This is a genomic window from Pseudomonas sp. IT-P12, assembly GCF_949767465.1.
In the GTDB taxonomy this organism is placed as follows: Bacteria; Pseudomonadota; Gammaproteobacteria; order Pseudomonadales; family Pseudomonadaceae; genus Aquipseudomonas.
The window spans coordinates 212162-237605 of record NZ_CATKPY010000025.1 but is presented as its reverse complement, the minus strand read 5'-3'; the positions used below and the strand labels follow the sequence as shown (position 1 = coordinate 237605).

Here is a 25444-nt window from a genome sequence, read left to right as displayed (position 1 = left end):
ACGTAGGATAAAACCGGACGATACGCTGAAAAATCAGCCGCGTTCGCCGCTCAGCCACTGCAACTGGACTTCGTGCTGACCCCGGTCGTCGGTCACGAAAATCGTCCCGTCACTGATCATCACGTCCCATTTGATCACCCGTGGCATGTCCTTGGACAGAATGTCCAGGGCATCCTGCGGAACGGCCGCAATGTGCACGTTCTTCAGGTTCTTGATCGCCGGGATCACCTTGCCTTCCCAGACACGCAGGCTGCCGTAGGCCAGCAGGCTGGTGCGTTCGGTACGGCGCGAGCACCAGGTCAGGCGATCGACGTCCGGCTGGCCCACTTCGATCCAGTGCAGGACGCGATCGTCCAGGCTCTTTTCCCACAGTGCCGGCTCATCAACGTCCGACAGACCGCGGCCAAACGACAGCTGTTCGTTGTACCAAAGGGCGTAGGCCAGCAGGCGCACGGCCATGCGCTCTTCGGTTTCCGACGGATGACGGGCGATGGTCTGCTTCACTGACTCGTAGATGCTGCGGTCGAGGTCGGTGAGGTTCAGTTCAAACTTGTAGGTCGTGGACGGCTGGGCCATGAACGGGCTTCTTGATACGTGGAAAGGCGGCAAGTCTAACCGATGCGACGGGCATTCAACGAATTGCTGACCATCAACCTTGCGCGCCGGACGGTTGGCTGTGCTAAAACGCTCTATCAGCCAAGCCTTGTCCTACAGGATTCAGCATGTCGTTATCCGCCAAACCCCTCTCAGGGGTGAAAATCATCGAACTGGGCACGTTGATTGCCGGGCCGTTTGCCTCGCGCATCTGCGGTGAATTCGGTGCCGAAGTGATCAAGATCGAGTCTCCCGATGGCGGCGATCCATTGCGCAAATGGCGCAAGCTGTACGAAGGCACTTCCCTCTGGTGGTTCGTCCAGGCACGGAACAAGAAGTCCCTGACCCTGAACCTGAAACACCCGCAGGGCCTGGCGATCCTGAAAAAACTGCTGGGCGAGGCGGACATCCTGATCGAGAACTTTCGCCCCGGTGTCCTGGAGAAGCTCGGCCTGGGTTGGGACGTCCTGCACGAACTGAACCCGAGGCTGGTCATGGTGCGCCTGTCGGGGTTCGGCCAGACCGGCCCGATGAAGGATCAGCCAGGCTTCGGCGCCGTCGGCGAGTCCATGGGCGGTCTGCGCTACATCACCGGTTTCGAGGACCGGCCACCGGTACGCACCGGGATTTCCATCGGTGACTCGATTGCCGCGCTGTGGGGCGTGATCGGGGCGCTGATGGCGCTGCGTCATCGCGAAGTCAACGGCGGCCTCGGCCAGGTGGTCGATGTGGCGTTGTACGAAGCGATCTTCGCCATGATGGAAAGCATGGTCCCGGAGTTCGACGTGTTCGGTTTCATCCGTGAACGTACCGGCAACATCATGCCGGGCATCACGCCGTCGTCGATCCACACCAGCGCCGATGGCAAGCACGTGCAGATCGGCGCCAACGGCGACGCGATCTTCAAGCGCTTCATGCGGGTCATCGGCCGCGAAGACCTGGCCAACGACCCGACGCTGGCCAGCAACGACGGGCGCGACAGCCGCCGGGACGAGCTTTATGGGGTCATCGATCGCTGGGTCAACTCGCTGCCGCTGGACACGGTCATGCAGCAGTTGAATCAGGCCGAGGTGCCCGCCAGCCGTATCTTCAGTGCCGAGGACATGTTCAGCGATCCGCAATACCTGGCGCGGGAAATGTTCTTGAAGGCGAAGCTGCCGGATGGCAAAGATTTCAAGATGCCGGGAATCGTGCCGAAACTCTCAGAGACACCTGGCACTTCGCAATGGGTCGGGCCGCAGTTGGGCGAACACAATGTGCAGGTACTCAACGATCTTGGCTACGACACGGAACAGATCGCACAGCTGCGCAAAGACGGGGCCATCTAAGCTGAGGCGCCCGCTTGCGCCCCTCACCCCGCACAACTTGTCGTGGGGTGTGAAGGTCGCATGCACGTTCGCGATGGCTTGGCTGCTCGCCGGCCCGGTGCCTTCGGCCATGGCCCAACCCAGGGAAACCCTGATCTGGCTCTTGCGCGACCTGCCCCCACTGACGATTTTCGAAGGGCCGAAAAAGGGCCAGGGCGTGATCGACCAGTTGTTGCCCCTGTTGACCGCAGACATGCCGCAATACCGGCATGTCCTGATGCGGGTCAATCGCGCCCGCGCCCTGCAAATGCTCCACGAGCCTTCCCTGACGTGCGATGCGGCCTTGAACTGGAGCCGGGAACGCGAGCGCTGGATCGCGTTTTCCATCCCGGTGTTTCGTGCCATGAGTAACGGCCTGGCCGTGCGCCGGGTCGATCATGAAGTGATTGCCCCCTACCTGCACGACGGCGAAGTGGACCTGGCGCAATTGCTGGCCAGCGGTCGCGAGCAATTGGGCGTGATTGCCGAACGCAACTATGGCGAGTACCTGGATGCGTTGCTCAAACGGGCGCCGGCCGAGGCGCTGACCCCGCACTACGGCAACGATGCCCTGGGCAGCCTGCTGCAGATGCAGCGCCTGGGTCGTTTGCGCTTCCTGCTGGGCTACCGCCCGGAGATTCGCTACCAGGCCCAACAGCAGGGTATTGCGGAGGATGAGCTGCAGTTTTATCCGATCCGGGGTGCGGAAAAGTACCTGTCGGGGTACATCGGTTGTACCGACACGCCCAAGGGCCGGCAGGCAATCAGCGAGATCAACCAGTTGCTGCGCAAACTGCCTCACCAGCATTTGAGCGAGGCCTACTCTGCATGGCTGGACCCGGAAAGTCGCAGCGCCTACCTGGAGGAATCCAGGGCGTATTTCGAGCAACAAGGGCGGCCGTGACAAATCGCGGGCAAAAAGAAACCCCGAGAAGTGGGGAGACGACTCGGGGTTAAACGTGGCCTATATCAAGACCAGTGGCAGCAAGCGGCAAGCACCGGAGCACAATGCTTGATCCTGCTGTTACAAACTCTGACCGGCGTTGGGCCGGGAAGGTTCCCGTGAAAGAAAATTCACTTAAGCGCGAGCCACGAGCTTTTCCTGTGCGGCATTGCGCAACGCCGCAATCACACAGGGCTCCAGGCGCCCTTCGGCAATCATCAGATCGCGGTGCAAACCGTCGACCACATCGGTGAGCAAACGCTTGTCGGTCAACTGAGCCTGGTTGAAAGGTCGTTCGACGACGATAGCGCCGGTGGCGCTCTTCAAGGTCACCAGGCATTCGCCGTGGGTGCCTGACGGGGTCAATGTCACCTGATACGGGCTCAGAGCCTCACCGAGCAATAGGCAGATACTTTCCATCTCGATCACCACTCAATAGTCCGAAAACGAAGTGCCAGGGGCGTGTCTACAGTAAATGACCGCCGGCACGAGAAGAAAGTTCGGGATGCAGAGCGCGAAGCTGCGTCTCTGGTCCGAGGATGCATGGGGAATATGACAGGGAAAAAACAGCGGCGTGGCGCTGGTCGGGAGGACGGATGCCTCCCTCTGTGGGAGCGAGCCTGCTCGCGATGAGGGGCTGTCAGTAAAGGAATGTCAGGCTGACACACCGCAATCGCGAGCAGGCTCGCTCCCACAGGGGGCGAGGAAAGCCCGCGATGTCGGTGGACGCCGGTTACAACGGCTTGCCGCGATTGCCATGCTGGCTGACGAAGGCCTGCACGGCTTTCAGCTCGTTTGGCAGCACGGTGCAGCGCTCGTCACGCTCGAACAGGTCCGCCAGGTGCGCAGGCAGTTCCAGCGCCTTGCCAACGCCGGCCTTCTCCACCGCATCGGGGAACTTGACCGGGTGTGCGGTGCCCAGGATCACCATCGGGATGTCCAGGCTGCGGCGGCATTCGCGTGCGGCCCTGACGCCGATGGCGGTGTGCGGGTCCAGCACTTCGCCGGTCTGCTCGAAGACTTCGGCGATGGTTTCGCAGGTTTGCGCGTCATCCACGGCCAACGAGTCGAACAGCTTGCGGGCTTCGGTCCAGCGCTCCTGCTCGACACTGAAACCGCCACCCTGCTTGAAGCTGTCCATCAGGCCGGCGATCGCCGCGCCGTTGCGACCGTGCAGGTCGAACAGCAGGCGTTCGAAGTTCGACGACACCATGATGTCCATCGACGGCGACAACGTGGCGTGCAGGGTTTCCTTGACGTACTGGTTGCCGCTCATGAAGCGGTGCAGGATGTCGTTGCGGTTGGTGGCAACGATCAACTGGTTGATCGGCAGGCCCATGTTGCGCGCCAGGTAACCGGCGAAGATGTCGCCGAAGTTGCCGGTCGGCACCGAGAACGATACCGAGCGCGCCGGACCGCCCAACTGCAGGGCGGCGTGGAAGTAGTAGACGATCTGGGCCATGATCCGCGCCCAGTTGATCGAGTTCACCGCCACCAGGCGCGTGCCCTTGAGGAAGCTCTGGTCGGCGAAGCTGGCCTTGACCATTTCCTGGCAGTCATCGAAGTTGCCTTCGATGGCGATGTTGTGGATGTTCTCACCGAAGATAGTGGTCATCTGTCGACGTTGCACGTCCGACACCCGGTTATGCGGGTGGAGGATGAAGATGTCGACGTTTTCGCAGTGCTTGCAGCCTTCGATGGCGGCCGAACCGGTATCGCCGGAGGTCGCACCGACGATCACCACGCGCTCACCGCGTTTTTCCAGCACGTAGTCGAGCAGGCGGCCGAGCAGTTGCAGGGCGAAATCCTTGAACGCCAGGGTTGGGCCGTGGAACAGCTCCAGCACCCATTCATTGCCGTTCAACTGACGCAGCGGGGCCACGGCGCTGTGGGCGAAGACCCCGTAGGTTTCTTCCAGGATCTTCTTGAAATCGGCGTCCGGAATGCTGCCGGTCACGAACGGGCGCATGACGCGGAAAGCCAGCTCGTGATACGGCAGGCCGGCCCAGGAAGCGATTTCTTCCTGGGTGAAACGGGGCAGGTTTTCCGGGACGTACAAACCGCCGTCAGTGGCCAGACCGGCCAGCAGGACGTCTTCGAAATTCAAGGCCGGTGCCTGGCCGCGGGTACTGATGTAACGCATGACTGACTCCAATGGACAGTGTTCGCAAAGCCGGGCCCGGTGACGGGCCCGGTGAACGATAACGGCTTAGTTCAGGTGCTCGACGCGGATCCGCACCACCGGGCCGACTACGCCAGCCAGGGCTTCCAGGGCGGCGATCGCGTCGTTGATATGCTGCTCCAGCACACGGTGGGTCAGCAGGATCATCGGCACCAGGCCGTCATGCTCTTCGACTTCTTTCTGCATGATCGATTCGATGTTGATGCCACGCTCCGACAAGATGCTCGCCACCTGGGCCAGTACGCCCGGATGGTCCTTGGCCTGGATGCGCAGGTAATAGGCGCTTTCGCAGGCTTCGATCGGCAGGATCGGATGGGCCGACAGCGAATCCGGCTGGAAGGCCAGGTGCGGCACGCGGTTCTCCGGATCGGAAGTCATGGCGCGAACCACATCCACCAGGTCGGCGATCACCGACGAAGCGGTCGGCTCCATGCCGGCACCCGCACCGTAGAACAGGGTCGAGCCGGCAGCATCGCCGTTGACCATCACCGCGTTCATCACCCCGTTGACGTTGGCGATCAGGCGATCGGCAGGGATCAGCGTCGGGTGCACGCGCAACTCGATGCCGGCGGCAGTGCTGCGCGCCACGCCGAGGTGCTTGATGCGGTAGCCCAGCGCCTCGGCGTAGTTCACGTCAGCGGTGGTCAGCTTGGTGATGCCTTCGGTGTAGGCCTTGTCGAACTGCAGCGGGATACCGAACGCGATGGACGCCAGGATCGTCAGCTTGTGCGCTGCATCGATGCCTTCGACGTCGAAGGTTGGATCCGCTTCGGCGTACCCCAGTGCCTGGGCCTCGACCAACACGTCTTCGAAGGTGCGACCCTTCTCGCGCATTTCCGTCAGGATGAAGTTGCCGGTGCCGTTGATGATGCCCGCCACCCAGTTGATACGGTTGGCAGACAGGCCTTCACGGATCGCCTTGATCACCGGAATGCCACCGGCCACGGCCGCTTCGAACGCGACAATCACGCCCTTCTCGCGCGCCTTGGCGAAAATCTCATTACCGTGAACGGCGATAAGCGCCTTGTTCGCGGTGACCACATGCTTGCCATTCTCGATGGCCTTGAGTACCAGCTCCCGGGCAACGGTATAGCCGCCCATCAGCTCTATGACGATGTCGATCTCAGGGTTCGTGGCCACTTCGAAGACATCGGTGGTAATCGCAATACCGGTCGTTTGGAACTGAGGCTTTGGCGTGCGAATGGCAATTTGTGCCACTTCGATCCCACGCCCGGCACGACGAGCAATTTCCTCGGCGTTGCGCTGAAGTACGTTGAAGGTTCCGCCACCGACGGTCCCTAACCCACAGATGCCTACTTTGACCGGTTTCACTGTGAACTCCCCATAAAACGGCCGACACGAGGCCGGCCGTGAAAACAGCCGCAGGTTCGCGGCTCTCTATTGATGGTCCGGCCAATACTGCCACCGGACCATGACCGCCAGGGCCACGCCCTGGCGATGCGAAATCACTTCGCGCCCAGCGCCAGTTTGGCGACTTGTGGCGCAGGCTGGTAGCCCGGAATCACCTGACCGTCGGCCAAAACGATGGCCGGCGTGCCGTTCACGCCAATCGACTGGCCGAGGGCAAATTGCTTGGAAACCGGGTTGTCGCACTTGGCGGCCTTGATTTCCTTGCCATCGACCATCTTGTCCATGGCCGCTTTCTTGTCTTTCGAGCACCAGACCGCCTGCAGTTGCTCGTCACCTGGCGAACCCAGGCCCTGGCGCGGGAACGCGACGTAACGCACTTCGATGCCGCGCTTGTTCAGCTCAGGCACTTCGGCGTGCAGTTTGTGGCAGTACGGGCAGGTGGTGTCGGTGAACACGGTGATGTGTGACTTGGTTTCGCCGATGGCCGGGTAAACCACGGTTTCGGCAACCGGAATGTCGTTGATCAGCTTGGAGATGCCCAGGCGTTCGGTCTTCTCGGTCAGGTTGACCGGCTTACCGTCCTTGAGCTGGAACATGTAGCCCTGCACCACGTACTGGCCGTCGGCGCTGGCGTAGAGGACGCGGCTACCCTTGAGCTTGACTTCGTACAGGCCGGGCAAGGGGCTGGCGGAGATGCTTTCTACCGGGACTTCGAGCTGGAGGTTTTCCAGGCTTTTACGGATGGCTTTGTCGGCCGCGTCATCGGCGACGGCAAAGGTGCTGACCAACGCAATGGCTGCGGCGGCGAAAATCTGGGTCAGACGCATGAGAACTCCTGAAGGCGGACAAATGGGACGATCAGAACGCCCGTGCCGAAACACCGGGTCATAACCGCCCATCGTGCAAACCGGCAAAGCCTACCACATAAGGGTCGCAGGGCCGAATGCCGGTGATACAAGGTGTTGGCCAACGATCAATTGCCATGAGGAACAGCTTGTCTGTGGGAGCGGGCTTGCTCGCGAAAGCGGTGTGTCAGTCACGTAATTTGTATCTGATACACCGCTTTCGCGAGCAAGCCCGCTCCCACTGGGGACCAGCGCTCACCCCCGCGGATGATGCCTGGCATGCAGGTCCTGCAGCCGCGCCCGGGCAACATGGGTGTAGATCTGGGTGGTCGACAGGTCGCTGTGGCCGAGCAGCATCTGCACCACCCGCAAGTCGGCACCGTGATTGAGCAAGTGAGTGGCGAAGGCATGACGCAGGGTGTGCGGCGACAGCGATTTGCCGATCCCGGCGACCTTGGCCTGATGCTTGATGCGATGCCAGAAGGTCTGGCGCGTCATCTGCTCACCGCGCTGGCTGGGAAACAACACGTCGCTCGGACGGCCGCCCAGCAGTTCACCACGGCCATCGCGCAGGTAGCGCTCGACCCAGACAATCGCCTCCTCCCCCATGGGCACCAGCCGCTCTTTGCTGCCCTTGCCCATCACCCGCAACACGCCCTGGCGCAGGTTGACCTGCTCCAGCGTCAGGCTGATCAATTCCGTCACCCGCAACCCGCAGGCGTAGAGCACTTCGAGCATGGCACGATCACGCTGGCCGATGGCTTCGCTCAGGTCAGGCGCCTTCAACAGCGCTTCGACATCCGCCTCCGACAGGGATTTGGGCAACGGCCTGCCCAGTTGCGGCATGTCCACACGCAGCGTCGGATCGACAGCGATCAGCTTTTCCCGCAGCAGATAGCGATAGAAGCCCCGCACGCCGGAAAGGAAACGCGCCGTGGAACGAGGCTTGTAGTTCTGCTCCAGGCGCCAGGCTAGGTGATCGAGGATCAACTCGCGACCGGCGTTGAGCAGTTCCAGGTTTTTATCCTGCAACCAGCCGTTGAACAGTGCCAGGTCGCTGCGATAGGCATCACGGGTGTTATCGGAAAGACCTTTCTCCAGCCACAGCGCATCGAGAAACTGGTCTATCAGTGGATGATCAATGGCAGGCATAGAGGCTCAGGCAAAAACCGGCAATACGGTTCGGAACGATAAATCGCGGGCAACAAAAAAGCAGCCCGCAGGCTGCTTTTTTTGCATCGGAAGCTGGACTTAAACCAGTTTTTCCTTGATGCGAGCTGCTTTACCCGACAGGTCGCGCAGGTAGTACAGCTTGGCTTTACGTACGTCGCCGCGACGCTTGACAGCCATGCTGTCGATTTGCGGGCTGTAGGTCTGGAAAGTACGCTCTACGCCAACACCGTTGGAGATTTTACGAACGGTGAATGCACTGTTTACGCCGCGGTTACGCTTGGCGATAACAACACCTTCGAACGCTTGCAGACGCGAACGGTCGCCTTCCTTCACTTTCACCTGAACGACAATGGTGTCGCCCGGGGCAAAGGTAGGGATTTCTTTGGTCATCTGCTCTGCTTCGAGTGCAAGGATGATTTTGTTAGTCATGCTGTGCTCCTAAGGTAAATCGTCGGATCTACCATCGATACGTTGTTAACTATCGTCCCGCTCGCGGATGTATTCCTCGAGCAGCTTCTTCTCTTCTCCAGAAAGCGAGCGGCTTTCCAGAAGATCGGCGCGTCGTTCAAAGGTCCGACCAAGGGACTGCTGTAAACGCCAACGCCGGATGTGCGCGTGATTGCCACTTAGCAATACGTCGGGAACACGCTGATCCGCATACACCTCAGGTCGGGTGTAGTGCGGGCAATCCAGCAGACCATCCGTAAAGGAATCTTCCTCGGCGGAGTCCGCATGCCCTAAAGCTCCGGGCAGCAGTCGTGTAACCGCATCGATCAGGACCATCGCCGGCAGCTCGCCGCCAGACAGTACATAGTCGCCAATCGACCACTCTTCATCGACATGAGCCTCGATAAAACGCTCGTCAATGCCTTCATAGCGACCGGCAATCAGGATCAATGCATCCAGATTCGCCAACTCGCGTACCGCCGACTGAGTCAGTTGACGGCCTTGGGGGGACAGGTAAATCACCTTCGCCGCCTCCCCGGCTGCTGCCTTGGCCTGAACCAGAGCATCTTCCAGGGGCTTGATCTTCATCACCATCCCCGGACCACCGCCAAATGGGCGATCATCCACCGTGTGATGTCGATCCGTCGTGTAGTCTCGCGGATTCCAACAGGTCAGCTGCAACAGCCCCTGTTTCACCGCCCGACTGGTGATGCCGTACTCGCTGATGGCGGAGAACATCTCGGGGAACAGACTGATCACTTCTACGCGCAAGTTAGCCACGCTTAGAAGTCCGCGTCCCAATCCACCTTCATCTCGCCTGCGGCAAGGTCGATGGCCAACACGCATTGCTCGGTATAGGGCAACAGGCGTTCGCGATCATCCAGGCTGCCAGCGCAAGGCTTGACCACCATTACATCATTGGCGCCGGTTTCCAGAAGATGATCGATTTTCCCGAGCAATTGCCCGAGTTGATCAATAACCTTCAGACCTTCCAGCTGGTACCAGTAGTACTCGCCGTCGGTCAGTTCAGGGAACAGGTTACGCGGCACGCAGATCTCGTAACCGGCCAGAAGACGCGCTTCTTCACGATCATCAAGACCCTTGAGCTTTGCGACCAGGAACTTGTCGTTCCCACGTCCGCTGACCAGCTCGACCTGTTTCACACTTCCTTCGCGCTTGAGCGTCCAGGATTTGTACTGCAACAGGTTTTCAGTCGGATCAGTAAAGGAATACACCTTCACTTCGCCGCGAACGCCATGAACCGAATAAATTTTGCCGATAACGATCAAATCATCAGCAACAGCTGGCGTCGCGTTCATATTGCTCAGGCCGCAGCCTTAGCAGCGTCCTTCAACAACTGAGCAACGCGCTCAGAAGGCTGTGCACCAACGCTCAGCCAGTAGGCTACGCGCTCTTGGTTCACGGACAGACGAACTTCCTGACCACGGGCAACAGGGTTGAAGAAACCAACCTGTTCCTTGTGCGAACCGTCGCGCGGGTTGCGGCTGTCGGTTACGGTCAAGTGGTAAAACGGGCGCTTTTTGGAGCCGCCAAGGGCAAGACGGATTGTTAGCATGTGAACATCGTTCCTGTAGTCGGTGCTGCAAATCTAAAGGCACAGCGGGCATAGGTGCCCGAAAGGCCGCATATTCTAAGGAATATCCGGACTTTTGCAAATGACTTTTTCCGGCGGTCTATCGGCCGCCATCCAGATTTGCTATAGAGCCGTCGTTGACAACGGCCAGTCAGCTCCCGCCAAGTGCGGGTTTGCTGGAGATCCCGCCTCCCTGCGGGCCTGCGCCGATGCGATGACCGGCGCCTTCCTTATAGCTTCGGCATGCCGCCGCCGGGCAACATACCGCCCATGCCGCGCATCATTTTGGCCATGCCGCCTTTTGCGGAAAACTTCTTCATCATCTTCTGCATCTGCTTGTGCTGCTTGATCAAGCGACCGATGTCCTGCACCTGGGTGCCGGAACCCATGGCGATCCGGCGCTTGCGCGAACCGCTGATCATCTCGGGGTCGCGACGCTCGGCGGGGGTCATGGAGTTGATGATGGCCTCCATCTGCTTGAACTGCTTCTCTGCCGCGCCCTGGGCGTTGCCCATCTGCGCCAGGTTCACGCCGCCGATGTTGGGCAGTTTGTCCATGAGGCCGCCGAGGCCGCCCATGTTCTTCATCTGTTGCAACTGATCGCGGAAGTCTTCGAGGTCGAAGCCCTTGCCCTTCTTCAGTTTCTTGGCCAGCTTGTCGGCCTTGTCCTTGTCGAGGGTCGCTTCCGCCTGCTCGATCAGGCTGAGCACGTCACCCATGCCGAGGATGCGCGAAGCGATACGCTCAGGGTGGAACGGCTCGAGCGCTTCGCTCTTCTCGCCCATACCGATGAACTTGATCGGCTTGCCGGTGATGGCACGGACCGACAGCGCGGCACCGCCACGGGCATCGCCGTCGACCTTGGTCAGGATCACGCCGGTCAGGGGCAGCGCATCGCCGAAGGCCTTGGCCGTGTTGGCGGCGTCCTGACCGGTCATGGCGTCGACCACGAACAGGGTCTCGACCGGGTTGACCGCAGCGTGCAACGCCTTGATCTCGCCCATCATCTCTTCGTCGATGTGCAGGCGACCGGCGGTATCGACGATCACCACGTCGATGAATTTCAGCCGGGCTTCCTTGATGGCCGCCTGGGCGATGTCCACCGGCTTCTGGCTCAGGTCGGACGGAAAGAACGTCACGCCGATGTCGTTGGCCAGGGTTTCCAGCTGCTTGATCGCCGCCGGACGGTAGACGTCCGCGGACACGACCATCACCGACTTCTTCTTGCGCTCTTTAAGGAAGCGCGCGAGCTTGCCGGCCGTGGTGGTTTTACCGGCGCCTTGCAAACCGGCCATCAAGACGACCGCAGGTGGCACGGCGCTCAGGTTCAGGTCTTCGTTGGCCGCACCCATCAGGCTTTCGAGTTCGGCCTGGACGATCTTCACGAAGGCCTGGCCCGGCGTCAGGCTGCGCGACACTTCGGTGCCGACGGCGCGTTCCTTGACCGAGTTGACGAAATCCTTCACCACCGGCAAGGCGACGTCGGCTTCGAGCAGCGCCATGCGCACTTCGCGCAGGGTGTCTTTGATGTTGTCCTCGGTCAGCTTGGCCTTGCCGGTGACATGGCGCAGCGTCTGCGAGAGACGGTCGGTTAGGTTTTCAAACATTGCGCGATCCTTTCAGGCCCTGTGTAGACCGGGATAATGGCGGCCCAGAGCGGAAAAACAGGTGCTCGGCGAGCTGGCGGCGTGGGCAGGTCGCGGATTATAGCGAAGACTGCGTCTGGCGCACACCTCGCACTTTCGTGCCGTGGGGGTTCTATGCCAAACTCAGCGCCTTTCGGGCTTGCCTAACAGGATTTATGCTCCCCTTGTCACCCAGTTTGCTCACCACGCTCGCCGCCGCCTGCTTGTATGCCGCTGCGACCATCTATCAGGGCACTCGCCTGGCCTCCGGCGCCAAGGCGAACAAGCGCCTGCTGGTCACGCTCGGCGTGCTGGCGGTCCTGGCCCACAGTGCCAGCCTGTTCACCCACCTGCTGACGCCGATCGGCCTGGGCCTGGACTTTTTCAGCGCCGCCAGCCTGATCGCTGCCGCCGTCATCGCCCTGACCCTGCTGGCGTGTTCACGAATCCCCGTGGAAAACCTGCTGATCCTGCTGTTCCCGCTGGGCGTCGCGACCGTGCTGCTTGCCCAGTTCGCCCCTGCCGGCACGGTGCAGATCATCGACGAAGAGCCGGGCATCCTCGCGCACATCCTGTTGTCGATCCTCGCCTACGGCATGTTCACCATCGCGGTGTTCCAGGCCTTGTTGCTGCTGGTCCAGGACCATCAGCTCAAGCACAAGCACCCGTCCGGGCTGATCAAGAACTTCCCGCCGCTGCAAACCATGGAAAGCCTGCTGTTCGGTTTCCTCTGGGCCGGCTGGACCCTGTTGTCGCTGTCGCTGATTTCCGGATGGCTGTTCGTCGACAACCTGTTCGCCCAGCACCTGGTGCACAAGACCCTGCTGGCGTGCCTGGCCTGGATCGTCTTCAGCGTGCTGCTCTGGGGTCGCAATCGCCTCGGCTGGCGTGGACACAAGGCCATCCGCTGGACCCTGGCCGGTTTCTGCCTGCTGATGCTGGCGTACTTCGGCAGCAAACTGGTCCGTGAATACATCCTGCATATCTGACAGGCGGCATTAATGGACGACTTGCCCATAGGACCGATGCTCGCCGTGGTGGCCCTGCTGATTTTATGGTCGGGGCTGTTCACCGCCGTCGAGGCCGCGCAACAGCATTTGCTGGCCCAACGCACGGCCTCGCGCTCCAGCGACAAGCCGGTGGCGAAACTGAGTTTCCCGCTGTCCAGCCTGATCTTCTGCAACACCCTGTGTCGCGCGCTGGTGGTGGTCATCTGCACCCTGCTGGCGATTTTCACCTGGGCCGAAAACGGCCCGTGGGTCGCCTGCCTCGTGGCGGGCGCGATGCTCCTGGTGTTTGCCGACTACCTGCCGCGTGCCCTCGCTGTGCGTTATCCGGATGCCGTCCTGTCCCTGGGCAATACCCTGCTCGGCGTGCCACTGAAAATCGTCTACCCCGCCGCCTGGCTGCTCGATGGCCTCAGCCGGTTGCTGACGCGACCGTTTGCCCGCAGGGTCCGGGTGGTGCAGCAGAGCGAGGACGAAACGCCGACCGATCGCCATGATGACCCGCAGAGCCCGGTCTGCCGACCACACCCGCTGCCGGGCATCCATGCGCTGGACAACATCACCGTCAACGACATCCTGGTGCCGCGCAGCGATGTCGACGGGATCAACCTGGACGACTCCATCGAAGAGATCGTCGAGCAATTGCGGGCCAATCGGCGCACACGCCTGCCGGTGTTCCACAGTGACATCAATCAGGTCGAAGCGGTGCTCAACACCCGCCAGATCCGCCATCTGCTGACCGAGGGCAACCTGACCCGCGAAGCGTTGCTGGCCGCCAGCTACGACCCGTATTTCGTCCCGGAGAGCACCCCACTGCAACTGCAATTGCTGAATTTCCACAAGCAGCAACGGCGCCTGGGCATGGTGGTCGACGAGTATGGCGAGGTGCTCGGCATTGTGACCCTGGAAGACATCCTCGAAGAAATCGTCGGCGAATTCGAAAGCCAGCACAGCCTGCATAACCCGCACATCCATCCACAGGCCGACGGACGCCTGGTGATCGATGGCGCGGCGTCCATCCGCGAGCTGAACAAAAGCCTCGGCTGGCACCTGCCCAGCGACGGCCCGAAAACCCTCAATGGGTTGGTGACCGAGGCACTGGAGACGATTCCGGACAGCCCGGTGTGCCTGAAGATCGGGCGTTACCGGCTGGAGATTCTGGAAACCGAAGACAATCGCGTGACCCGCGTATTGATCTGGCACACCAGCGCCATTCCGGTCACCCCTTAACCCTCGCCGATCCAGCCTGAGCGCACAGGGGTTTGCCCTTGTTCAATCGTTAGCCACCTTCCTATAATCGCACTACGCTTACCCAAGCCCCGCCCTACCCGTGCTACCCGCACCCCGCTGCAAACCCACATCCCTGGGTGTTCAACCATAATAATTCGCTCCACGGGAGCACATGACTGTCAGGGACAACCGCATGACGACCAGCACGACCTTTACCGAAACCACGCCCGAACAGCCGACGAACTCCGCCACTCGGGTCGCGACGGCGAGCTTTATCGGCACTGCCATCGAGTTCTACGACTTTTATGTGTACGCCACGGCCGCAGCGCTGGTGATCGGCCCGGTGTTTTTCCCGCAGACCTCCGGCACTGCCCAGATGCTCTCGGCGTTTCTCACCTTCGGCATCGCTTTTCTGGCGCGCCCCTTGGGCTCGGCGCTGTTTGGCCATTTCGGTGACCGCATCGGGCGCAAATCGACCCTGGTCGCCTCGCTGCTGCTGATGGGCATCTGTACCACCTTGATCGGTGTCCTGCCGGGTTACGACAGCATCGGTGCCTGGGCGCCGATCCTGCTCTGCGTGTTGCGCTTTGGCCAAGGCCTGGGGCTGGGCGGTGAATGGGGCGGTGCGGCGCTGCTGGCGACGGAAAATGCGCCCAAGGGCAAACGCGCCTGGTTCGGCATGTTTCCCCAACTCGGCCCTTCGATTGGTTTTCTCGCCGCCAACGGCCTGTTCCTGAGCCTGGCCATGGGCCTGGATGACGAACAGTTCCGTTCGTGGGGCTGGCGGATTCCCTTCCTGCTCAGCGCCGCGCTGGTGATGGTCGGCCTGTACGTGCGCCTGAAACTCCACGAGACCCCGGTGTTCGCCAACGCCATGGCGCGACAGGAACGGGTGAAGCTGCCGCTGGTCGAGTTGTTCAGCCAATACTGGGCGCCGGTGTTGCTGGGGGCCGGATCGATGGTGGTGTGCTATGCACTGTTCTACATCTCGACCGTGTTTTCACTCAGTTATGGCGTGTCGACGCTGGGTTACACCCGCGAAACCTTCCTCGGCCTGCTGTGCTTCGCCGTGCTGTTCATGGCCGCCGCCACTCCGCTGTCGGCCTGGGCCAGCGACCGCTACGGACGCAAGCCGATCCTGATCATCGGTGGCGTGCTGGCGATTCTGTCCGGATTCCTGATGGAGCCGCTGTTGACCCAGGGTTCGACCTGGGGCGTGGCGCTGTTTCTGTGCATCGAGCTGTTTCTGATGGGCGTGACGTTCGCGCCCATGGGGGCGCTGCTGCCGGAACTGTTTCCGACACACGTGCGTTACACCGGTGCGTCAGCGGCCTACAACCTGGGCGGCATTGTCGGAGCCTCGGCGGCGCCGTTCTTCGCGCAGAAGCTGGTGGCGATGGGAGGGTTGAGTTATGTCGGCGGGTACGTGTCGGGGGCAGCGGTATTGAGTCTGCTGGCGGTGCTGTGCCTGAAAGAGACGCGCAACAACGATCTGAATCGGGTGGCTTGACCGGTCGCCATCGCGAGCAGGCTCGCTCCCACAAGATCATACCGATCTGTGGGAGCGAGCCTGCTCGCGATAGCCGCGCTACGGTTTAGAGCTCGACCACCACCGCCTGGGCAGCACGGGTCGCTTTGGCCCGGGCAGCTTCGATCGACTCGTCCCGCGCCAGAGCCACGCCCATGCGGCGCTGGCCGTTCACCTCAGGCTTGCCGAACAGGCGCAACGCCGTGTCCGGTTCGCTCAAGGCTGCGCCCAGGTTGGCGAACGCGGTCTGGGTCGACTGGCCTTCCACCAGAATCACCGCCGAAGCCGATGGCCCGAACTGACGGATCAATGGAATCGGCAGGCCCAGGATGGCCCGCGCGTGCAGGGCGAACTGCGACAGGTCCTGGGAAATCAGGGTCACCAGGCCGGTGTCATGCGGACGCGGCGAGACTTCGCTGAACCATACCTGATCGCCCTTGATGAACAGCTCGACCCCAAACATTCCGCGACCGCCCAGGGCTTCGGTGACGGCTTTGGCAACGCGTTCGGATTCGGCCAGGGCAACCGGGCTCATGGCCTGTGGCTGCCAGGATTCCTGGTAGTCGCCCTTTTCCTGACGGTGGCCGACCGGCGCACAGAACGTGGTGCCGCCAATGTGACGCACGGTCAGTAAGGTGATTTCGTAATCGAAATCGATGAAGCCCTCGATAATGACCCGGCCCTTGCCGGCACGGCCGCCTTCCTGGGCGTAATCCCAAGCGGCTTTCACATCATCGACGCTGCGCAGCAGGCTCTGGCCTTTGCCCGAGGAGCTCATGACCGGCTTGACCACGCAGGGGAAACCCAGGTCCTCGACGGCTTTGCTGTAGTCCTCGAAGGTGTCGGCGAAGTGGTAAGGCGAAGTCGGCAGGTCCAGCTCTTCGGCGGCCAGGCGGCGGATGCCTTCACGGTTCATGGTCAGTTGCGCGGCACGCGCGGTCGGCACCACGGTGAAGCCTTCGGCTTCCAGTTCGACCAGGGTCGCGGTGGCGATGGCTTCGATTTCCGGCACGATGAAGTGCGGCTTCTCGGCTTCGATCACGGCACGCAGGGCGGCGCCGTCGAGCATGTTGATCACGTGGCTGCGATGGGCAACCTGCATGGCCGGTGCGTTGGCGTAACGATCCACGGCAATCACTTCAACGCCCAGGCGTTGCAGCTCGATCACCACTTCCTTGCCCAACTCACCACAGCCACACATCAATACGCGGGTCGCGGTTGGCGACAATGGAGTTCCGATACGGGTCATCTCAGGTCCTCAAAGGAGCGGATCATCGAGGAAGGCACCCAGTGCGCTTCCCACGGGAAGAAAGCGCGGCATTTTACATGAACCTGAGGGTTTGGCTTCAGCTGGCGACGGCCTGTTTGCGCAAGCGCCAGGCCATGATCAGCCAGACCGCCGTCACCCCGGCGAACTTCGACCCCATGGCCGTGAGGATCACGGCCGGCGTGAAGGCGTCGATCATGCCGAAAAAAATGAAGGTATCGAGCGGGATGCTCAGGGCAGAACTTATCCACAGGCGGTCGTGCAACGGGCGCCGGGTAATGCTGAACACCAGCCAGTCGATGCACTCCGAGACCGCGAACGCGGTGGCGCTGGCCAGTGCGATGGAAGGGTCAGACGTGACGTACGACAGCACCAGCGCCACCAGCATCGCCACGATGGCGCCATGACCGAAACGGATCTGCACCATGTCGCGCAGCACGAACACCAGGCCACCCCAGGCCGACCAGATGATGTCCAGGTGTGGCGCAGAGGAAAAGGCGTAGTTGATCAGCACGACGCTGCCGATATAGGCGATCAGGAAAAGCATGTTAGGCGGGGTATCACCTTAAGAGCGGGTGTGCAGGTTACTTCACCGAAGGTCTCAGGCCAATATCAGCAGTGGTTGTACTGGCCTCTTCGCGAGCAAGCCCGCTCCCACAGGGGTCTGCTGCGAACACAGTCCTCTCTGTGGGAGCGGGCTCGCTCGCGAAGGGTCCTGTCAGGCGCCGGACTTCCCAGGGAGCATCCACAACAGCCCGCTGGACTTGGCCCGCTCATGGCACAACCCCAGCACCCGGCGCCGTTCGTCGTTGTCCATCCGGCTCCAGCCCGTGATCTCCTGCACGGTGCGCTGGCAGCCGGTGCAGATGTCATCGTCGTCCAGCGCACAGATGTTCACGCAGGGCGAAAGGACCGGACGTTCAGGGCTGGTCATTGTTCCTGCTCGACCAGGTCGCGGGCATAACGCTGCGAGTTATGCACATAGTGAGCAGCGCTGGCCTCGAGCATTTTCTTTTGCGCCTCGGTCAACTCGCGCACGACCTTGCCCGGCGAGCCCATGACCAGCGAGCCGTCGGGGATTTCCTTGCCCTCGCCGATCAGCGAGTTGGCGCCGATGATGCAGTGCTTGCCGATCTTCGCGCCGTTGAGAATCACCGCGTTGATGCCGATCAGGCTGTAGTCGCCCACGCTGCAGCCGTGCAGCATGGCGTTGTGGCCGACGGTGACGCCGGTGCCCAGGGTCAGCGGGTAGCCCATGTCGGTGTGCATCACGGTGCCGTCCTGGACGTTGCTGTTCTGGCCGATCAGGATCAATTCGTTGTCGCCACGCAGCACCGCGTTGAACCAGACGTTGGCGCCTTCCTCCAGCTTGACCTTGCCGACCAGCACGGCATTGGGTGCGACCCAGCTCTGCGGATGGGTTTCGACGCGGGCGTCGCCCAGGCGGTATTTCATGGTGATGTCCTCGGGGCTCAGGCAGGCTCACGTGCAAAAAGCAGGGTTTGGCGCCATGCCGGCAATGGCTTCAGGTATTGATGAAACTCTTGGGCGGTTGATGCAGGCTGATGCGGGCGTCATAAAGCAGGTTGATCAACTCGACGATCATGATTGCCGTCAGCCCCCAGATCTTGTACTCGCCGTAGCGATAACTGGGCACGTACCAACTGCGCCCCTGGTAATCGATGCGATGCGTATGCTCGCGCGGATCTTCGCGGAAAAACTCCAGGGGCACACTGAACACCGCGGCGATCTCGGCATCGTTGGCCTGGTATTCGACGAAATCCGGAATCACCCCGACATAAGGCGTGACCTTGATGCCGTGCAGGGAGATCAGCGGGCTCAACGGACCTATCACCTCGACCAACCCCGGTGGCAAGCCGATTTCCTCCTCGGCTTCGCGCAGGGCGGTGAAAATCAGGTCCGGGTCTTCGGGATCGCGCCGCCCGCCGGGGAAGGCCACTTCGCCACCATGGGTCGAGAGCCCGCTGGCACGCAGGGTCAGAACCAGTTCCGGTTCGTCGCTGCGGGTGATGGGCACCAGAACCGCGGCCTCAGGGAAACGCTTGTCGGTCTCCAGTGTGCGGGGGGTATGGTTGCTTACTCGATGCAGTAGCTCGTCCAGCATGAGTCTTCTCGATGTGTGCTCTCCCTCGCATCATGCACCAATCGCACCGACCGCCCAACCCCCGAACAGCCGTGTGTCGCGAAACGACAACTTGCCGACAGACACCGCCACACGCCAAGATGCACGCAAAGATAGACGCGGCACCCAGGAACCCCAGCATGAAATTTTGCAGCCACTGCGGCCAGCCCGTGACCCAGCGCATTCCCGAAGGCGACTCGCGCCTGCGCTTCGTTTGCGACAGCTGTCAGACGATTCACTATCAGAACCCCAATATCGTCGCCGGCTGCGTGCCGACCTGGGGCTCGAAAGTGTTATTGTGCCGACGCGCCATCGAGCCACGCCTCGGCTACTGGACCCTGCCTGCCGGCTTCATGGAGAACGGTGAAACCATCGAGCAGGCGGCCATTCGCGAAACGGCCGAGGAAGCTTGCGCGCGGGTACGCAACCTGAGCATCTACACCTTGATCGATGTGCCGCACATCAGCCAGGTGCACGTGTTCTTCCGTGCCGAGCTGGCGGACCTGGACTTTTCCGCCGGCCCCGAGAGCCTGGAAGTGGCGCTTTTCGACGAAGCCGAGATCCCGTGGTCCGAACTGGCTTTCCGCACGGTGGGGCGGACCCTGGAATGCTTCTTCGCTGACCGACGGACCGAGGTCTACCCCGTACGCTCGGAGTCGATCCCGCCGCTTGCTCAGCCGGCGATCACCTGAATACATTCATCATCAAAACTGTCTGCGTCACTTCTGGGGAATTGTTTCAATGCGCTGGTTGCTTGCCCTGTTTTGCCTGTCGTTCGTTGCAATGTCCCAGGCTTCGGCCGTGGGCACCTATAACGGCAAAGTCATCGAGAAGGTCCTGGTTCTCAAGTCCGCCCATCAATTGCAGTTGATCAACGACGGCAAGCCGCTCAAGACCTACCGCATCTCGCTGGGCAAGGGCGCGAAAAAGGGCCCCAAGCTGATAGAAGGCGACAAACGCACGCCCGAAGGCTTCTATTGGCTGGATTGGCGCAAGACCAGCGACAAATTCAACCTGTCGATGCACATTTCCTACCCGAACATCAGCGATTCGGCCCGCGCCCGGCGTGAAGGCGTCGATCCTGGCGGGATGATCATGATCCACGGCACACCGGACTCCGAAGAGAACCCGGAAGACCTGTTCCATACCCTGGACTGGACCGACGGCTGCATCGCCCTGCGCAACGTCGACATGCGCGAAGTGTGGAACCTGGTGCCAGACGGCACGATGATCGAAATCCGCCCGTAACGCCCTCCCCTCAGGGCTTCCACCGTCCGGCTGGAAGCCCGTCACACCGCTGGATACACAAGCGACAACTATGTATCGCTGATCCCCGACGCCGCACAGACAGACTCATTCGATAACTATCCCGATTTTTCAAAAGGATTTTGATCATGAATGACGTGTCTGCTCATGACGGCCGCGCCGCTCCACCCCCCCCCAAAACCAGGCTGGCGAAACTGAGCCCCGGGTTCCTGACCGAAGAGGATGCCGCGCGCTGGGTTCAGCTCCGGATTCCGGCCGACTCCGACCGGGAGCATGGCAGTGTCATCCTGCGCCAGCGCGACGGCCAATTCGTGGCCACCGAGCCTGTGCCCGGCGAAGTGAACCGCTTTGACCTGCGCACCCTTCTCGATGTCGATGCCCAGGGCAATTACGTCCATCCGTCGGGTTATACCTGTGTCGCCAACGTCCACTCCCATCCCCCCGCCCACGATAAAATCCGCGCAGCCAACCCGGGACAGGATGAACTGACCCTCCGGCTGTTCCTCGGGTTCTTCTCCGACATCGATTTCGTCGCCGACGTGTCCGAACGCACGTTCTTCGCCAGTGCCTATCTTTGCGGCCCCGACGGTTCGCTGCTGAAATATTCACCCAGCGGCTCCAAGGAAGAATTCAGCTACTACCTCTGGCTCAAGGCTGGTGCGCCCCGTGATAATCCGGTAGGCGTCTACGGGGTGGCCAATGTCATCCGGAAAATCGCCTCGCTGGGTGAGCTGGCGGTGATCGTTTCGAACAAGGACTGGGGCGAATCCGTCGGCAAGGTGCCGACGGACTGGAAGCCCGGCCGGGCTTTCTCCAAGGGCGAGATCACACAAATGCCGGCATTGACGCGCGTTTGCATCAGCGCCGAGCACGCCGTGCTGGCGGCCTTGAAAGCCAAGGATGCGCTTTCCTGGGGGCTGGTGCTCAGGGGCCGCTCGGCCCAGGCGTTCGTCGCGACACAGGCGCGCCGCCCGGGACGCGCCGCCTGGACGCCGGCGTCGTTTTTCCCCGCCGGTGACGACGGCCAATTGAAGCTGCCGGCCGGTTACCAACTGGAGGGTTTCTACTATGCGTCCCGGCCCGACCCCGCGCTGTATCCCCCTCACGAACCGTGGCTCTACGAGAACTTCTTCACACCGCAGGACATGGCCCTCGCCGTCGCCTGCCACCGGGACACGCGACATGATCCCGACAAACCATTGTCGCTGTACATGCAAGCAGGCGATTCCTCGCTGTTGAAATACAGTTTCAGCGGCTCGGCACTCGAGTCGGCACTGAGCACGCCAGCCTCCGACGGCGCTGTTGGCGACGGAGGCCGGCACGCACGGTTGCGCGCCGGGGCGCTCAGGCCGAGCGAATACGTCAGCGAAGTGGCACTGGCCGGGCGACTCGACGTGTTGCGAGCCAGCGCACTGTGGGCCCGGCCGGGGCTTGTCGATCGCGACTGGCAATCCTTCGCCGGTTTTTCCTGGCCGATACTGAGCCCGCTGTTTCTGTCGGCCGACGACGCCGCCCGCTACCTGCACCGTCAGATCGGCCACCGCCGGGATCGTCAGTTTGCCGGCTACATCTTTCAACGCAGCGACCGGCGATTCGTCGCCACACTGGCGCTGGAAGGCGGCATCGAATCGCTCGGCAGTGGCCACTTCTATCCCCACGACAATGCGGGCCGGCCGGTTTTTCCCGACGACCTGGTATTGCACAGCCGTTATGTGTCGCACCAGGCGCTGTCGCTGCTCGACCCCGAGAAAGTGCAAAGGCTGAAATGGACCCGGCAGGAAGCCGCCTTGAGCCTGCAAATGTTCAGCGTCGAAGAAATGCGCCAGGTGTTGCTGGATGAACGGCCGCTGTATCTCTCCGGCTCCGCCCATAGCCTGTTGCGCTTCGAGCCTTTTGAAACCGGCACCACACGAGCCTTCGACAGGCGCCTGGGCACCCACAGGCATCCGGGACCTCTGGCGACAGAACTGGAAACCGGCATGACCCTGCCCACCGCGTTCATCAAGGAACAGGCCGCCGCCGGGCGCCTGACCGTTGTGTTGAACAGCGAACTGTGGGGTCCCCGAGGACAAGTGACGCCCGACTGGTCGGCAGCCTATTCGCCGTGGAAATGGAAACGCCCCGAACAGGTCGCGTTCGGCGCGGTGTTTGCCACGGCCGATGAAGCCGCCGAAGACCAGTACTCCCGCGATGTGCGCCTGCACGAACAGGAAAAAGCCTGGTTCGGTTTTATCCTCAAGCACCAGGACCGGGAAGAGTATGTCGCCAGTGAACTGATCCCGATCGGCGACGCCAGAAATGACGTGTTCCAGCCGCAAAGCCTGTTCGGCATCACCACGACCCCGCCCTGGTACACCTACCCGGAGGGCTTCCAGCGTCATGCGTTCTTTTACTCGCGCCAGCGCCTCAAACATTCGCTGGAACAACCGGCCTCCTGGCTGTCGCAGCACTTCATCCTGCCCGACGATCTCTTTCCCGCGGTCTACTACTCCCGGCGTCGACGAGCCTCGGAGCCTGCCACCCCCATCGCGCTGTACATTTCCACCCAGGATGGCGCCCTGTTGAAATTCGACAATCGCCAGGGCAACCAACTGTTCGACAACGACGTGCCGGGCCTGGGGCTCGACGATTTCAAGAGCCTGCTGACCAGCGGAAAAATGCAGCCTGACGCTTTTGTCCGGACCGTCATCAAGCAAGGCGGGCTGCACGTGATGCGCACCAGCTTGTGCTGGGATCGGCCGGGGCCGGTCGATCCGGACTGGCGCCCGTTCATGCACCTGCAACGCCGCTGGCTCAGCCCCGCCTTCAAAAACATGGATGACGCTGCGGTCTACGCCCGCTCCCGACTCCCCGAGCAGACGGGCAAAATCTTTGGCGGCCTGCTGCTGATCCGCCCGGACGGGCTGTACCTGAGCACCGAGCCGGTCGAGGTCGCCAGTGAGGATTTCGACGTCAGTGTCATCTATCCCGCACAAAGCGTTCTGAACGGGCTGTTTCCCGACGGCTGCAAGGTGGCAGGCCGCTATCGCTCCAGGGTCGTGCGCGAGCCGTCGATGGTGCTGTCACACTTGCAGAAGCAGACCTACCTGAACCTGCTGTCGGTCGACACTCTGTTCACGGCATTCAACCGCAAGAGAATCCCGGCGCCCCAGGCCGATCCGGCACTCGATGAATACCTGTTTGGCCCGCAAGGCTCGATCATTCGCTACCGCAGCGGGCGGTTGGGCGACTTACAGGCGCAATTGAAGAGCGAGGTGCAGGGCGTCTCCAGCGACGCTTCGAAGCTCGATGGCAATGCCGTCAAGCAACTGCTTTACAGCGGCGCGCTCAAGCCCGGCGCCTGGTGCAATTGCCTGACCGGCGCCGGCGATCTGTACGTCGTGAGCGGGAGCCGTTTCTGGGGCCCGCGCCGCAAGGTGACCGAATGGCAGCCCTACCCCGTAGCCGCCACGGTCGACACCAAAGCCGACATCGCCCCCCTGTGCAGCCCGTTGTTCATTCAGGCAGACGCTGCAGCACGCCACGTACATGAAGCGACGGGTGAGCGAACCGCCGCGACCTTCGGGGTGATGCTGTGGGGCGCCCGGGACGGCTTGTTTTACGCCAGCCTGCCGTTGGAGACCCATTCTTCAGCGATCGCTACCGACCGTGTCCTGGTGCGAGGTGCGCCCCCCGCTCAATATGCCGTGCACGCGCTGTATGCCTGCGCCCGCCGCTCACCCGCTGGAGAACAGACGCCCGACTGCCGCCAGTTCCTGTTCTCGCCACTCGATATTCACCACCTGTGTTCGGCGGCCTATACCCCGCAGGGATACAGGTTGATCTACTTGTCCTGCGCCGATGGCGCGTTGCTGCGATTCGCGATGAGCAGCTTTGAACCCGGCGAATTTCACGACGCCCGGGGCCAACTGGACCTGCGGCCCAATCTGTTCGCCTCCAAGGCCCAGGCGGCGCAGGATGAAGAGGACCTTTCGCGAGACACCTTCAACCTGCCGGACTATATCCGGCGCATGGCACGTGCCGGAGAACTCGACGTCATCGTGACCAGCGCGTACTGGTCGCGGCATGGCAGGGTCGACGAAAACTGGCAACCACGCATGGCTGACGTGCTGATCCAGGAACGCTGGAGGGCCAATCCGGAGCCGTCATTGGGGCCTGTCTTCGAGCACTGCGACGATGCGGCCCGCTATATCCAGCAACGCGCGGGCAGCGGTTATGCCCACGACATCGATAAGGGTTTCGACAGCGCGATCCTCGCCCGAGCTGCCTCGCCCTCCGGAATGGCCAACCGTTTCGTCCCCCTCGATCCCCTGAGCAGCAGCGCCACCGGCGAGAATTCGGTCAATCGAATCTTCCGCCCGAGGCATGATCCTTCCAGGACGCTCGTCGACCGCTACCCCACCTATCCCCAGGGATACGAGCCGGTGGCCTCGCATCAGCTGCATCTATCCGGCAACACCACACAAGCGCCGGATACCGAGCAGGTCTACGCCAACTTCGCCTCCCCGCTCATGGTTCGCGAGCGGACCCATGACCTGAAAAACAAGGGCTTCGCGATCCGCCACTATTACTACTCCAGCCCTCACGATGTGCTGCTCAGGTACACCCCGGAATACACAGACGCCGAACGGGACCTGCTGTCCACGACGCCGGTGGTGTTTGAAGGGGGCAGATGGGTGACACGGATGAAGCCGGAGGAATTCATTTCCAGGCTGGTCGACCTGGGGGATTTTCGGGTGCTGATCGCCGGACATTACTGGCGGCAGGTCGGGCCCATGGGCAAACAGTGGAAGCTGCAGCGTCAGCAAACGCCGAGCCCAGGCATTGTGCACACACGGGACGAACTCTGATGTTCAGCGCTGAACGGCCAAGGCCATCCTGAT

The 25444-nt window shown here is 61.7% G+C and carries 24 protein-coding genes; 8 read left to right on the top strand and 16 right to left on the bottom strand.

All coding sequences use genetic code 11. The features are described 5' to 3' along the window. Positions 1-33: 33 nt before the first annotated feature. Positions 34-576 (bottom strand): YaeQ family protein, encoded by a 543-nt coding sequence (locus ACM6IM_RS24570; protein WP_192305279.1) that lies wholly within the window; start codon positions 574-576, stop codon positions 34-36. Between the two features lie 146 nt (positions 577-722). Between ACM6IM_RS24570 and ACM6IM_RS24565 the strand changes: the two genes are divergently transcribed. Together ACM6IM_RS24565 and ACM6IM_RS24560 are read left to right on the top strand one after the other, a co-directional pair. Continuing rightward, a complete protein-coding gene (locus ACM6IM_RS24565) occupies positions 723-1922 on the top strand; it encodes a CaiB/BaiF CoA transferase family protein (protein ID WP_414866540.1) in 1200 nt (399 codons plus the stop codon). Between the two features lie 73 nt (positions 1923-1995). Continuing rightward, complete coding sequence (locus ACM6IM_RS24560) at positions 1996-2844, top strand: TIGR02285 family protein (RefSeq protein WP_412548004.1); 849 nt, start codon at positions 1996-1998, stop codon at positions 2842-2844. A gap of 174 nt (positions 2845-3018) precedes the next feature. On the opposite strand, the gene ACM6IM_RS24555 is transcribed toward ACM6IM_RS24560, so the two are convergent. From ACM6IM_RS24555 to ffh, 10 genes are all read right to left on the bottom strand, one after another. Continuing rightward, positions 3019-3303 (bottom strand): DUF3509 domain-containing protein, encoded by a 285-nt coding sequence (locus ACM6IM_RS24555; protein WP_414866539.1) that lies wholly within the window; start codon positions 3301-3303, stop codon positions 3019-3021. A 313-nt stretch (positions 3304-3616) separates the two neighbouring features. Continuing rightward, positions 3617-5026, bottom strand: a complete 1410-nt coding sequence (gene thrC / locus ACM6IM_RS24550; RefSeq protein WP_192305271.1) for a threonine synthase — start codon at positions 5024-5026, stop codon at positions 3617-3619. 66 nt (positions 5027-5092) lie between these two features. Beyond that, positions 5093-6397: a homoserine dehydrogenase gene (locus ACM6IM_RS24545; RefSeq protein WP_201194139.1), complete on the bottom strand. Its 1305-nt coding sequence runs from the start codon at positions 6395-6397 to the stop codon at positions 5093-5095. 134 nt (positions 6398-6531) lie between these two features. After that, on the bottom strand, positions 6532-7263 hold the full coding sequence (gene dsbC, locus ACM6IM_RS24540) for a bifunctional protein-disulfide isomerase/oxidoreductase DsbC (RefSeq protein WP_192305266.1): 732 nt from the start codon (positions 7261-7263) through the stop codon (positions 6532-6534). Positions 7264-7536: 273 nt separating this feature from the next. Next, positions 7537-8433 (bottom strand): site-specific tyrosine recombinase XerD, encoded by an 897-nt coding sequence (gene xerD, locus ACM6IM_RS24535; RefSeq protein ID WP_414866538.1) that lies wholly within the window; start codon positions 8431-8433, stop codon positions 7537-7539. A 99-nt stretch (positions 8434-8532) separates the two neighbouring features. Then, positions 8533-8883, bottom strand: a complete 351-nt coding sequence (gene rplS, locus ACM6IM_RS24530; protein ID WP_054593850.1) for a 50S ribosomal protein L19 — start codon at positions 8881-8883, stop codon at positions 8533-8535. Between the two features lie 45 nt (positions 8884-8928). Beyond that, entirely contained in the window at positions 8929-9681 is a 753-nt protein-coding gene (trmD, locus tag ACM6IM_RS24525; protein ID WP_010463006.1) for a tRNA (guanosine(37)-N1)-methyltransferase TrmD, read from the bottom strand. 2 nt (positions 9682-9683) lie between these two features. Beyond that, complete coding sequence (rimM, locus tag ACM6IM_RS24520; protein WP_414866537.1) at positions 9684-10220, bottom strand: ribosome maturation factor RimM; 537 nt, start codon at positions 10218-10220, stop codon at positions 9684-9686. A 5-nt stretch (positions 10221-10225) separates the two neighbouring features. After that, on the bottom strand, positions 10226-10477 hold the full coding sequence (gene rpsP, locus ACM6IM_RS24515) for a 30S ribosomal protein S16 (RefSeq protein ID WP_007944872.1): 252 nt from the start codon (positions 10475-10477) through the stop codon (positions 10226-10228). A 248-nt stretch (positions 10478-10725) separates the two neighbouring features. Beyond that, a complete protein-coding gene (gene ffh, locus ACM6IM_RS24510; RefSeq protein WP_192305260.1) occupies positions 10726-12102 on the bottom strand; it encodes a signal recognition particle protein in 1377 nt (458 codons plus the stop codon). A gap of 194 nt (positions 12103-12296) precedes the next feature. Here ffh and ACM6IM_RS24505 point away from each other — a divergent pair, with 194 nt between their 5' ends. The 3 genes from ACM6IM_RS24505 (at position 12297) to ACM6IM_RS24495 (ending at position 15867) form a co-directional block, all read left to right on the top strand. Then, positions 12297-13109 carry an inner membrane protein YpjD gene (locus ACM6IM_RS24505; protein ID WP_192305258.1) on the top strand — a complete coding sequence of 271 codons (813 nt, stop codon included), beginning with the start codon at positions 12297-12299 and terminating at the stop codon, positions 13107-13109. Between the two features lie 12 nt (positions 13110-13121). Further along, positions 13122-14357 (top strand): transporter associated domain-containing protein, encoded by a 1236-nt coding sequence (locus ACM6IM_RS24500; RefSeq protein WP_414866536.1) that lies wholly within the window; start codon positions 13122-13124, stop codon positions 14355-14357. 193 nt (positions 14358-14550) lie between these two features. Then, on the top strand, positions 14551-15867 hold the full coding sequence (locus tag ACM6IM_RS24495; RefSeq protein ID WP_192305254.1) for an MFS transporter: 1317 nt from the start codon (positions 14551-14553) through the stop codon (positions 15865-15867). An 85-nt stretch (positions 15868-15952) separates the two neighbouring features. Here ACM6IM_RS24495 and purT read toward each other — a convergent pair whose 3' ends face one another. The 5 genes from purT to ACM6IM_RS24470 form a co-directional block, all read right to left on the bottom strand. Further along, complete coding sequence (gene purT / locus ACM6IM_RS24490) at positions 15953-17134, bottom strand: formate-dependent phosphoribosylglycinamide formyltransferase (RefSeq protein WP_192305252.1); 1182 nt, start codon at positions 17132-17134, stop codon at positions 15953-15955. Positions 17135-17231: 97 nt separating this feature from the next. After that, positions 17232-17699, bottom strand: a complete 468-nt coding sequence (locus ACM6IM_RS24485) for a preQ0 transporter (protein WP_414866535.1) — start codon at positions 17697-17699, stop codon at positions 17232-17234. Positions 17700-17870: 171 nt separating this feature from the next. After that, complete coding sequence (locus tag ACM6IM_RS24480; RefSeq protein WP_192305248.1) at positions 17871-18086, bottom strand: DUF1289 domain-containing protein; 216 nt, start codon at positions 18084-18086, stop codon at positions 17871-17873. Further along, positions 18083-18607, bottom strand: coding sequence for a gamma carbonic anhydrase family protein (locus tag ACM6IM_RS24475; RefSeq protein ID WP_192305245.1), 525 nt, complete (start codon positions 18605-18607; stop codon positions 18083-18085). Before ACM6IM_RS24475 ends, ACM6IM_RS24480 begins: the two co-directional genes overlap by 4 nt. A gap of 70 nt (positions 18608-18677) precedes the next feature. After that, entirely contained in the window at positions 18678-19277 is a 600-nt protein-coding gene (locus ACM6IM_RS24470) for a CoA pyrophosphatase (protein ID WP_192305243.1), read from the bottom strand. Between the two features lie 158 nt (positions 19278-19435). Between ACM6IM_RS24470 and ACM6IM_RS24465 the strand changes: the two genes are divergently transcribed. From ACM6IM_RS24465 to ACM6IM_RS24455, 3 genes are all read left to right on the top strand, one after another. Beyond that, a complete protein-coding gene (locus ACM6IM_RS24465) occupies positions 19436-19987 on the top strand; it encodes an NUDIX hydrolase (RefSeq protein ID WP_192305240.1) in 552 nt (183 codons plus the stop codon). Between the two features lie 49 nt (positions 19988-20036). Next, positions 20037-20543: a L,D-transpeptidase family protein gene (locus ACM6IM_RS24460; RefSeq protein ID WP_192305238.1), complete on the top strand. Its 507-nt coding sequence runs from the start codon at positions 20037-20039 to the stop codon at positions 20541-20543. A gap of 146 nt (positions 20544-20689) precedes the next feature. Continuing rightward, a complete protein-coding gene (locus ACM6IM_RS24455) occupies positions 20690-25411 on the top strand; it encodes a DUF4329 domain-containing protein (RefSeq protein WP_414866534.1) in 4722 nt (1573 codons plus the stop codon). Positions 25412-25444 lie beyond the last annotated feature (33 nt).

Excerpts from the sequence above, each read along its gene's own strand:
- ACM6IM_RS24565 (WP_414866540.1), top strand. The coding sequence starts at position 723 with ATGTCGTTATCCGCCAAACCCCTCTCAGGGGTGAAAATCATCGAACTG.
- ACM6IM_RS24500 (WP_414866536.1), top strand. The coding sequence starts at position 13,122 with ATGGACGACTTGCCCATAGGACCGATGCTCGCCGTGGTGGCCCTGCTG.
- ACM6IM_RS24560 (WP_412548004.1), top strand. The coding sequence starts at position 1,996 with ATGGCTTGGCTGCTCGCCGGCCCGGTGCCTTCGGCCATGGCCCAACCC.
- purT (WP_192305252.1), bottom strand. The coding sequence starts at position 17,134 with ATGACCCGTATCGGAACTCCATTGTCGCCAACCGCGACCCGCGTATTG.
- xerD (WP_414866538.1), bottom strand. The coding sequence starts at position 8,433 with ATGCCTGCCATTGATCATCCACTGATAGACCAGTTTCTCGATGCGCTG.
- rpsP (WP_007944872.1), bottom strand. The coding sequence starts at position 10,477 with ATGCTAACAATCCGTCTTGCCCTTGGCGGCTCCAAAAAGCGCCCGTTT.
- ACM6IM_RS24455 (WP_414866534.1), top strand. The coding sequence starts at position 20,690 with ATGAATGACGTGTCTGCTCATGACGGCCGCGCCGCTCCACCCCCCCCC.
- ACM6IM_RS24495 (WP_192305254.1), top strand. The coding sequence starts at position 14,551 with ATGACGACCAGCACGACCTTTACCGAAACCACGCCCGAACAGCCGACG.
- ACM6IM_RS24460 (WP_192305238.1), top strand. The coding sequence starts at position 20,037 with ATGCGCTGGTTGCTTGCCCTGTTTTGCCTGTCGTTCGTTGCAATGTCC.
- ACM6IM_RS24475 (WP_192305245.1), bottom strand. The coding sequence starts at position 18,607 with ATGAAATACCGCCTGGGCGACGCCCGCGTCGAAACCCATCCGCAGAGC.
- ACM6IM_RS24470 (WP_192305243.1), bottom strand. The coding sequence starts at position 19,277 with ATGCTGGACGAGCTACTGCATCGAGTAAGCAACCATACCCCCCGCACA.
- thrC (WP_192305271.1), bottom strand. The coding sequence starts at position 5,026 with ATGCGTTACATCAGTACCCGCGGCCAGGCACCGGCCTTGAATTTCGAA.
- ACM6IM_RS24570 (WP_192305279.1), bottom strand. The coding sequence starts at position 576 with ATGGCCCAGCCGTCCACGACCTACAAGTTTGAACTGAACCTCACCGAC.
- ACM6IM_RS24465 (WP_192305240.1), top strand. The coding sequence starts at position 19,436 with ATGAAATTTTGCAGCCACTGCGGCCAGCCCGTGACCCAGCGCATTCCC.
- rimM (WP_414866537.1), bottom strand. The coding sequence starts at position 10,220 with ATGAACGCGACGCCAGCTGTTGCTGATGATTTGATCGTTATCGGCAAA.
- rplS (WP_054593850.1), bottom strand. The coding sequence starts at position 8,883 with ATGACTAACAAAATCATCCTTGCACTCGAAGCAGAGCAGATGACCAAA.
- ACM6IM_RS24555 (WP_414866539.1), bottom strand. The coding sequence starts at position 3,303 with ATGGAAAGTATCTGCCTATTGCTCGGTGAGGCTCTGAGCCCGTATCAG.
- ACM6IM_RS24485 (WP_414866535.1), bottom strand. The coding sequence starts at position 17,699 with ATGCTTTTCCTGATCGCCTATATCGGCAGCGTCGTGCTGATCAACTAC.
- dsbC (WP_192305266.1), bottom strand. The coding sequence starts at position 7,263 with ATGCGTCTGACCCAGATTTTCGCCGCCGCAGCCATTGCGTTGGTCAGC.
- ACM6IM_RS24480 (WP_192305248.1), bottom strand. The coding sequence starts at position 18,086 with ATGACCAGCCCTGAACGTCCGGTCCTTTCGCCCTGCGTGAACATCTGT.
- ACM6IM_RS24505 (WP_192305258.1), top strand. The coding sequence starts at position 12,297 with ATGCTCCCCTTGTCACCCAGTTTGCTCACCACGCTCGCCGCCGCCTGC.
- ffh (WP_192305260.1), bottom strand. The coding sequence starts at position 12,102 with ATGTTTGAAAACCTAACCGACCGTCTCTCGCAGACGCTGCGCCATGTC.